An 8,788-nucleotide genomic window follows, 5' to 3' on the forward strand; every position below is an offset into this window, starting at 1 on the left:
GGAACCCGGCGCCGTCGCGGCACGTCCCGCACCGGACCCGGCCGCCGTCGCCGCACTCGCCGCACGGCACAACGGCGGACTCAGCCTCGGCCGCCTCGGGCGCTGGGAGGAGGCCGGCGAGGTGCACCGCGCGGTCGCCGCCGAGCGCGAGCACCTCCTCGGCGAGGACCACCCCGACACCCTCACCAGCCGCTACGAGGTCGCCTTCACGCTCAGCCGCACCGGCCGGGCCGCCGACGCCCTGCGCGCCTACCGGCCCGTCGTCGAGGGCCGCGCGCGGGTGCTCGGCGCCGACCACCCCGACACCCTCGGCGCCCGGCAGGAGGTCGCGTACGTCCTCGGCAGGCTGGGCCGGCACTTCGAGGCGCACCAGGCGTACACGGCCGTGCTCGCCGCGCGCGAGCGCACCATGGGCCCCGAGCACCCCGACACCCTGCGCTGCCGCCACAACCTCGCCTTCAACCTCAGCCGGCTCGGCCGCCTCGAGGACTCGTACCGGATGGCGAGCGAGGTGGCCGAGGCGCGGGCCCGGATCCTCGGCGACGACCACCCCGACACCCTCGTCACACGGTGCGAAGTCGGCTACACCCTGGGCCGGTTGGGCCGCTGGAGCGAGGCCCTGCGCATCTACCGGGACGTGGCGGGCGCACGCGCCCACGCGCTCGGCGACGACCACCCCGACACCCTCGCCGCGCGCTACGAGGTCGGCGTCAGTCTGGGCCGGCTCGGTCACAGCGCCGAGGCGCTCACGCTCTACCGCGGGCTGGCCGAGGACCGCACCCGGGTCAGCGGCCCCACCGACCCCGAGACCCTGCGGGCCCGGCACGGCCTCGGCGTCAACCTCGGCCGCATGGCCCGCTGGGAGGAGGCGCTCGCGGAGGCCCGCGACGTGTGCGCGCTGCGCGAGCGGGTGCTCGGCCCCGACCACGTCGACACCCTGGTCAGCCACCGCGAGGTCGCCGTCGGCCTGGGCTGGCTCGGCCGCTGGCCGGACGCGCTCGGCGAGTACCGCACGGTCGCCGACGCCCGCGAGCGCGTCCTCGGCGCGGCCCATCCGGACACCCTCGCGAGCCGCAACGACGAGGCGCACTGTCTGGAGCAGCTGGGCCGCGCCACCGAGGCCGTCGAGCTGTACCGTCGAGTCGCGGCGCTGCGGCAGCGCCCCTGAGGGACGCCGGACGCAGGACCCCGGACCAAGGCCCCCGTACGGAGGAGACCGGATGCAGCAGCGGGATGTCGTGATCGTCGGCGGAGGGCACAACGGCCTGGTGGCGGCCGCCTATCTGGCCCGCGCCGGCCGCACCGTCACCGTTCTCGAACGGCTCGGCAGCACCGGTGGAGCCGCCGTCTCCACTCGCCCCTTCGCGGGCGTCGACGCCCGGCTGTCGCGCTACTCCTACCTGGTCAGCCTGCTGCCCCACAAGATCGTCAGGGATCTGGGCCTCGACTTCGCCGTCCGGGGCCGCACGGTCTCCTCGTACACCCCCGCCGAGCGCGACGGCCGCCCCACCGGACTGCTCGTCGGGGGCGGGGAGGAGCGCACCCGTGCCTCGTTCGCCCGGCTCACCGGCGACGACCGCGCCCACGAGGCGTGGACCCGCTTCTACGCGACGACCCGGCACGTCGCCGAGCGGGTCTTCCCCACCCTCACCGCGCCGCTGCCCAGCCGCCGGGCGCTGCGCGAGCGGGTGGGCGACGAGGCGGCCTGGCGGATGCTGTTCGAGGAACCCATCGGCGTCGCCGTCGAGGAGCACTTCGACGACGACCTGGTGCGCGGCGTCGTCCTCACCGACGCGCTCATCGGCACGTTCGCCGACGCCCACGACCCGGACCTCGCCCAGAACCGCTGCTTCCTCTACCACGTCATCGGCAACGGCACGGGCGACTGGGACGTCCCCGTCGGCGGCATGGGCGCCCTCACCGACGCCCTGGCCACCGCCGCCCGGGCGGCGGGCGCCGACCTCGTCACCGGCCGCGAGGTCACCCGGATCGAGACCGACGGACGCAGCGCCGAGGTGACGTACCGGGGCCCCGACGGCGAGGCCACCCTCGCGGCCCGGCACGTCCTGGTCAACGCCTCCCCGCAGGAGCTGGCCCGGCTGCTCGGCGAGGTGCCGCCGGCGCCCGCCGAGGGGGCCCAGCTCAAGGTCAACATGCTCCTGAAGCGGCTGCCCCGGCTCCGCGACACCTCCGTCGACCCTCGCGAGGCGTTCGCCGGGACCTTCCATGTCGCCGAGGGCTACGGCCAGTTGGCCACCGCGTACCAGGAGGCGGCGAACGGGGCGCTGCCCTCCGCGCCGCCCTCCGAGATCTACTGCCACAGCCTCACCGACCCCTCGATCCTCGGCCCCGACCTCGCCGCCCGCGGCTACCAGACCCTGACGCTCTTCGGACTGCACACGCCGGCCCGGCTGTTCACCGACGACAACGACGCCGCCCGGTCCGCGCTGCTCGCAGCCACGCTCGCGCAGCTCGACACCCACCTCGCCGAGCCCCTCGAGGACTGCCTCGCCGAGGACGCCGACGGCCGGCCCTGCATCGAGGCGAAGACCCCGCTCGACCTGGAGCGGGAGCTGCGGCTGCCCGGCGGCAACATCTTCCACCGGGCGCTCGCCTTCCCGTACGCGCAGGAGGGCACGGGCCGCTGGGGCGTCGAGACCTCCCACGCCAACGTGCTGCTGTGCGGGGCGGGAGCGGTGCGCGGCGGCGGGGTGAGCGGGGTGCCGGGGCACAACGCGGCCATGGCGGTTCTGGAGGCCTGACCCGCCGAGGCCCGCCGGTCGGACCGGCTCGCGCTGGTGTACGGTCGACTGCCGGTCAGGTGCCCGAGCGGCATGCCATGCGACACGACAGGGGCGGTGCCCGATGACTCCCCGCCGGAACGACGGTGCCCCCACCTTCACCGAGCAGGCCCGCCGCCGCCAGCTCGTCGAGTGCACCATCGACCTGATTGCGGAGAAGGGGCTCACCGCCGCCTCGCTGTCGGCGATCGCGGAGCGGGCCGGGCTGTCGAAGGCCGCGGTGCTCTACCACTTCACGTCGAAGGACAATCTGACGCAGGCGGCCTTCGCACACGTCCTCGACGCCTTCACCGGGTACGTCGCCGCGTGCGTGGCCGAGCGGGGCGACGATCCGCGGGCCGCGCTCCGCGCGTACGTGCGGGCGATGATCGGGTACCAGCGTGACCACCGGCGGCACGTCCGCGTCATCACCGAGACCCTCCTCGACGACCACGGCGGCACCCGCTTCCGTGCCCCCGGTCAGCACGATGTGGGCGGGCGTGGCCGGGCTCTCGCGGAGCTGCTCGAGGCCGGTCAACGGGCCGGGCAGTTCCGCGAGTTCGACCCCGGGACCGTCGCGCTCGCGGTGGGCGGCGCGATCGACGGGGTCGTCGCCCAGTGGCTCGCCGACCCCGGCGTCGACCTGGACGCGGCGGCGGACGAGCTGGAGACGTTCGCCCTGCGGGCCGTCGCGCGCTGACCCCGCTCAGGCCGGCCGGCGGGCGAAGGCCGGGGCGTGTTCGGGGCGGATCCCGATCCCGCCCAGGTAGCCGGTCACCGTGCGCAGCGCCGGCACCCGCCGCACCAGGCGCAGCGGCAGCGGCAGCCGGTCCCCGCGCAGGGTGCCGTCGAGCGCGGGACGCAGCAGCATGGCGTGCTCGCCGTCCTGCGTCCGCTGGGTCACGGCCGCGGGCAGCATCCGCCGCTTCTGCACCCGGGCCAGATCGGCGCGGCTCACCCGGCGGGCGCGCAACGGCCCGGCCAGGATGCGGGCGGCGGCCACGGCGTCCTGCACGGCGAGGTTGACGCCGACCCCGCCCGTCGGCGACATGATGTGGGCCGCGTCGCCGATGCAGAGCAGCCCGTCCCGGTGCCAGGTGGTGAGGCGGCCCATGGTCACTTCGAGGAGCCGGACGTCGTCCCAGGACCGGATGGCGGCGGTCACCGTGCGGTCCCAGCCGAGCAGTTCGCCCAGCCGGTCCCGGAAGCGGTCCAGGCCGGCGGCCCGCAGGGCGGCGTCGCTGCCGCGCCGGATCAGATAGGACGTCTGGTAGAAGTCGCCGCGGTCCATCGTCGCGGCGACCTGGCCGCCGCCGATGCTCAGGAACACCCGGCCGTCCTTGACCGCGTCGCGCGGTGCGGGCACCTTCACCTGCCACACGTCCATCGGCACCTCCCGGTAGACGGGCACGAGCCCGGCCGCCTCGCGCACCCGCGAGTCGCGTCCGTCGCAGGCGACGACGAGATCGGCCGCGAGCTCGCGCCCGACCGCGGCGCCGTCCTCCCCGCTCCGGTCGAGGTACCGGACCCCGTTCACCCGGCCGTCGGCCGCGGTGCGCAGCCCGGTCACCTCGGACCGCATCCGCAGGGTGAAGGCGGGCTCGGCGGCCGCGGCCGAGGCCAGCAGGTCGAGGAAGTCCCACTGCGGCACCATCGCGATGTACTTGTGCCGGCCGGGGATGCGGCGCAGGTCCCCGGCGATCACCTCGACGCCGTCGATGTGCATCCGCATCTCGGTGAGCCGGCGCTGCGGCAGCCGCGCGAAGCGGTCGCCGAGGCCCAGCTCGTCGAGCAGCCGCAGGGTGGAGGGGTGCACGGTGTCGCCCCGGAAGTCCCGCAGGAAGTCGCCGTGCTTCTCGAGGACCGTCACCTCGATCCCGGCGCGCGCGAGCAGCAGCCCGAGCATCATTCCTGCGGGTCCGCCGCCCACCACACAGCACGTCGTCCGTTCCACGCGTCCGCCCTCCTCGCCGGTCCACCTGTCGGTCGGACGCCGAGTCTAACCGCTCGGTCAGTTGTCTGACCGAGCGGTCAGCAGAGACGGTGGGTGCTCAGTCGCGGGAGGCCGTCCAGCCCGTCGCCTCGATCCGCGAGGAGTCGGCCGGGCGGGCGTCGTCGAAGAGCACGGACCGGCCCTCGGTGACCCGGATGCCGTCCACGTACGCGCCGCGGCCCACGTACAGCTTGTCGGTCGCGTACCGCCAGCGGATCCGGGTGGCCGGGGAGGCGAAGGAGCCGAGGTCCGCCGTGAGCCGGTGCCAGGTGCGGCCGGACCAGCCGTCCACCGAGCCGTCCGCGTGGTCCTGGGGGGCGTCGCCGCCGTGCCGCGTCGTGAACGGCAGCGGCGTCCAGTCGGTGCCGCCGTTCGTCGACACCTCCAGGTGCAGGAAGTCGGAGGCCGGTTCGGTGTCCCACCACAGCGCGCAGGTAAGCCCGGCGTCCCGTGGGCCGATGGGCAGGTCGGGCAGGGTGAGGGTCGCGGAGGACGCGTCGGCCGTGCCGGAGAACCAGGCGGTGCGCCCGTGGGCGGGGCGCACGGCGACGGCCCGCGCCATGTGGGTGCCCGCGGCGACCCGGGGTGCGGAGCCGGACCGCCAGGTGCGCACCGGGTGCACGGAGTTGCCCAGCACGATGAGGAAGGAGTCGGTCGTCGGGTCGAGCACCAGCGAGGTGCCCGTGAAGCCGGTGTGACCGGCCGTGCGCGGCGTCGCCATCGCGCCCATGTACCAGTGCTGGTAGAGCTCGAAGCCGAGTCCGTGGTTGTCGCCGGGGAACGCGGTGTTGAAGTCGGTGAACAGCAGGTCGACGGAGTCCCGGGTGAGGATCCTCGCCCTGCCGTAGGTGCCGCCGTTGAGCAGGGTGCGGCCCAGGACCGCCAGGTCCCACGCGGTGGAGAAGACGCCTGCGTGCCCGGCGACGCCGCCGAGTCCGAACGCGTTCTCGTCGTGGACCTCGCCCCACACCAGCCCCCGGTCGAGACCCGACCAGGGTGCCCGGGCGTCCTCCGTCGCCGCGATCTTCGGCTTCCAGGAGGCGGGCGGGTTGTAGCGGGTGCGGGACATGCCGAGCGGTCCGGTGATCCGCTCGTGCAGGAGCCGGTCGAGCGGGGTGCCGGTCAGCTCCTCCAGGACGAGTTGGAGCGAGATCAGGTTGAGGTCCGAGTAGAGATAGGTGCTGCCCGGCGGGTTCTGGAGCTTCTCGGCCCAGATCAGCCGGATCTGGGCCTCGCGGGTGGGCTCCGTGTAGAGCGGGATCCAGGAGCGGAAGCCGGAGGTGTGCGTGAGCAGCTGACGGATGGTCACGTCCTGCTTGCCGCCGCCCGCGAAGTCCGGGAGGTACGAGGCGACCGTCGCCTCCAGGGTGAGGCGGCCGCGCTCGATCTCCTGCACGGCGATGATCGACGTGAAGAGCTTGGAGACGGAGGCCAGGTCGAAGACGGTGTCCTCGGCCATGTCGATCTGCTGGTCGGGCGGGAACTCGACGCCGGTGTCCGTCGTGTCGTCGTAGTGCGCGTACCGCACCGCCTTGCCGATCGGCTGGTGCAGCGCCACGGTGCCGCCGCGCCCGGCGAGCAGCACCGCGCCCGCGTACCAGGGGTGCTCGGGGGAGGGGCCGAGGAACTTCTCGGCGTCGGCGACCAGTTGGCGCAGGTGTCCGGCGAGCAGGCCCGCGCGCTCCGGCGAGCCGTGGCGCAGAGTGGGGCGGGCCGGACGCGCGGGGGCCGCGGCGGCGGGGCCCGCGGGGAACGGGGTGAGGGCCAGCGCGCCACCCAGGGCGAGAGTCGCGGCGCCCAGCCGGCGCCGGGTGAGACCGGAGCTCGCCCGGCCCGCTTCCGTCGATCTCATGCACAGCCTCCTGAAAGTATCTTTCGGGATCTCGCTCGACGGGTGAAACTTTTATGTCAGAGCAGGTGTGTGTCAACCGTCCCGGCCGGGCCCAGGGAATCTGACGAGGTATCAGAAAAGGTCTTCCGTCGTCCGGTTCGCTGCGGCATCCTGCGCCCATGCAGACGGAGCTGAGCAACAGACTGGGCATCGAGCACGCGGTCTTCGGGTTCACCCCGTTCCCCGCGGTGGCCGCCGCCATCAGCCGCGCCGGAGGCTTCGGCGTGCTCGGCGCGGTCCGCTACACGGCACCCGACGAACTCAAGCGCGACCTCGACTGGCTGGACGCGCACGCCGACGGACGTCCCTACGGGCTCGACGTCGTGATGCCCGCCAAGAAGGTGGAAGGCGTCACCGAGGCCGAGGTCGAGGCGATGATCCCGGAGAGCCACCGGGCCTTCGTCACCGAGACCCTCGCCCGGCACGGCGTGCCCGAACTCGCCGAGGGCGAGGCCTCCGGCTGGCGCATCACCGGCTGGATGGAACAGGTCGCCCGCAGCCAGCTCGACGTCGCGTTCGACTACCCCGTCAAGCTCCTCGCCAACGCGCTCGGTTCGCCCCCGGCCGATGTCATCGCCCGCGCCCACGAGCACGACGTCCTCGTCGCCGCGCTCGCGGGCAGCGCCCGCCACGCCCGCAAGCACGCGGAGGCCGGCATCGACATCGTCGTCGCCCAGGGCTACGAGGCCGGCGGGCACACCGGCGAGATCGCCTCCATGGTGCTCACCCCCGAGGCCGTCGACGCCGTGGCGCCGCTGCCGGTCCTCGCCGCGGGCGGCATCGGCAGCGGCCGGCAGGTCGCCGCGGCCCTCACCCTCGGGGCGCAGGGCGTCTGGCTCGGCTCGCTGTGGCTCACGACGACCGAGGCCGACCTGCACTCCGCGGCGCTCACCCGGAAGCTGCTCGCGGCGGGGTCGGGGGACACGGTGCGCTCGCGGGCGCTGACCGGGAAGCCCGCGCGTCAGTTGCGCACCGAGTGGACCGACGCGTGGGACGACCCGGCCGGGCCCGGGACGCTGCCGATGCCCCTGCAGGGGCTGCTGGTCGCCGAGGCCGTGTCGCGGATCCAGAAGTACGAGGTCGAGCCGCTGCTCGGGACGCCCGTCGGGCAGATCGTGGGGCGGATGAACGAGGAACGCAGCGTGCAGGCCGTCTTCGACGAGCTGACCCGGGAGTTCGAGGTGGCCGTCAGCCGGCTGAACCGGATCGCGGGGAGGTAGCCGATCGCCTCCGGGTGCGGGGCGCGGGATCCGCGGCGCGCGGGGCCCGCACCTTACGGGCGCGGGCCGTGACATCGGCTCCGCCGCGAGGCGCGACCGGCCACCACGCGACCGGCCACGACGCGACCGGCCATGACGCGACCCGCACCCGGCGGCGCACCCGCCCCGACCCACCGAGAAGCCGCGAACGCCGAGCGACCCCAGAAGGGACCCACCGCCATGACCGACCCGACCGCGAAGCCCCCCAACGGCTTCTGGGCGCAGGCCGCCCAGGACCCCGGCCGCCCCGCCCTGCTCGCCCCCGACGGCACCGAGTGGACCGCCGGCGACCTGCACGCCGCGGCGAACCGCCTCGTCCACGGCCTGCGCGCCGCAGGTCTGGAGCGGGGCGACGCCTTCGCCGTCGTCCTCCCCAACGGCGTCGAGTTCTTCACCGCCTATCTCGCCGCCTCCCAGGCCGGTTTCTACCTGGTCCCGGTCAACCACCATCTCGTCGGCCCCGAGATCGCCTGGATCATCGCGGACTCCGGCGCCAAGGTGCTGATCGCGCACGAACGCTTCGCCGAGCAGGCCCGGGCCGCCGCCGACGAGGCGAAGCTCCCGGCCACGCACCGCTACGCCGTCGGCGCCGTCGACACCTTCCGCCCGTATGCCGAACTGCTCGACGGGCAGCGCGCGGAGCCGCCCGCCGACCGCACCCTCGGCTGGGTCATGAACTACACCTCGGGCACCACCGGCCGCCCCCGGGGCATCCGCCGCCCGCTCTCCGGCAAGCTCCCCGAGGAGTCCTACCTCGGCGGGTTCCTCGGCATCTTCGGCATCAGGCCCTTCGACGACAACGTGCACCTCGTGTGCTCGCCGCTCTACCACACGGCCGTGCTGCAGTTCGCGGGCGCGGCGCTGC

Annotated in this window: 7 protein-coding genes; 5 read left to right on the forward strand and 2 right to left on the reverse strand. The window is 74.5% G+C overall.

Going from position 1 to position 8,788, the window contains the following annotated elements; all coding sequences use genetic code 11:
* The 3 genes from GTW43_RS01120 to GTW43_RS01130 all read left to right on the forward strand — a co-directional run.
* Positions 1 to 1,168 (forward strand): tetratricopeptide repeat protein (locus tag GTW43_RS01120; RefSeq protein WP_161299643.1); only part of this gene is annotated, 1,168 nt, incomplete at its 5' end.
* Between the two features lie 52 nt (positions 1,169 to 1,220).
* Complete coding sequence (locus GTW43_RS01125; RefSeq protein WP_161299644.1) at positions 1,221 to 2,762, forward strand: NAD(P)/FAD-dependent oxidoreductase; 1,542 nt, start codon at positions 1,221 to 1,223, stop codon at positions 2,760 to 2,762.
* A gap of 103 nt (positions 2,763 to 2,865) precedes the next feature.
* Entirely contained in the window at positions 2,866 to 3,480 is a 615-nt protein-coding gene (locus tag GTW43_RS01130; protein WP_161299645.1) for a TetR/AcrR family transcriptional regulator, read from the forward strand.
* 6 nt (positions 3,481 to 3,486) lie between these two features.
* On the opposite strand, the gene GTW43_RS01135 is transcribed toward GTW43_RS01130, so the two are convergent.
* Together GTW43_RS01135 and GTW43_RS01140 are read right to left on the reverse strand one after the other, a co-directional pair.
* Complete coding sequence (locus GTW43_RS01135) at positions 3,487 to 4,734, reverse strand: FAD-dependent oxidoreductase (RefSeq protein ID WP_161299646.1); 1,248 nt, start codon at positions 4,732 to 4,734, stop codon at positions 3,487 to 3,489.
* 97 nt (positions 4,735 to 4,831) lie between these two features.
* A complete protein-coding gene (locus GTW43_RS01140; RefSeq protein WP_161299647.1) occupies positions 4,832 to 6,625 on the reverse strand; it encodes a serine hydrolase in 1,794 nt (597 codons plus the stop codon).
* Between the two features lie 158 nt (positions 6,626 to 6,783).
* On the opposite strand from GTW43_RS01140, the gene GTW43_RS01145 reads away from it, so the two are divergent.
* Positions 6,784 to 7,884, forward strand: coding sequence for a nitronate monooxygenase family protein (locus tag GTW43_RS01145; protein WP_161299648.1), 1,101 nt, complete (start codon positions 6,784 to 6,786; stop codon positions 7,882 to 7,884).
* A gap of 219 nt (positions 7,885 to 8,103) precedes the next feature.
* Positions 8,104 to 8,788 (forward strand): AMP-binding protein (locus GTW43_RS01150; RefSeq protein ID WP_161299649.1); only part of this gene is annotated, 685 nt, incomplete at its 3' end.

Origin of the sequence: Streptomyces sp. SID5785 (genome assembly GCF_009870065.1) — a bacterium.
Taxonomy (GTDB): domain Bacteria; phylum Actinomycetota; class Actinomycetes; order Streptomycetales; family Streptomycetaceae; genus Streptomyces.

What these genes read in the sequence shown, in the direction of transcription:
- GTW43_RS01125 (WP_161299644.1), top strand. Translation starts at nt 1,221, where the DNA reads ATGCAGCAGCGGGATGTCGTGATCGTCGGCGGAGGGCACAACGGCCTG.
- GTW43_RS01130 (WP_161299645.1), top strand. Translation starts at nt 2,866, where the DNA reads ATGACTCCCCGCCGGAACGACGGTGCCCCCACCTTCACCGAGCAGGCC.
- GTW43_RS01140 (WP_161299647.1), bottom strand. Translation starts at nt 6,625, where the DNA reads ATGAGATCGACGGAAGCGGGCCGGGCGAGCTCCGGTCTCACCCGGCGC.
- GTW43_RS01145 (WP_161299648.1), top strand. Translation starts at nt 6,784, where the DNA reads ATGCAGACGGAGCTGAGCAACAGACTGGGCATCGAGCACGCGGTCTTC.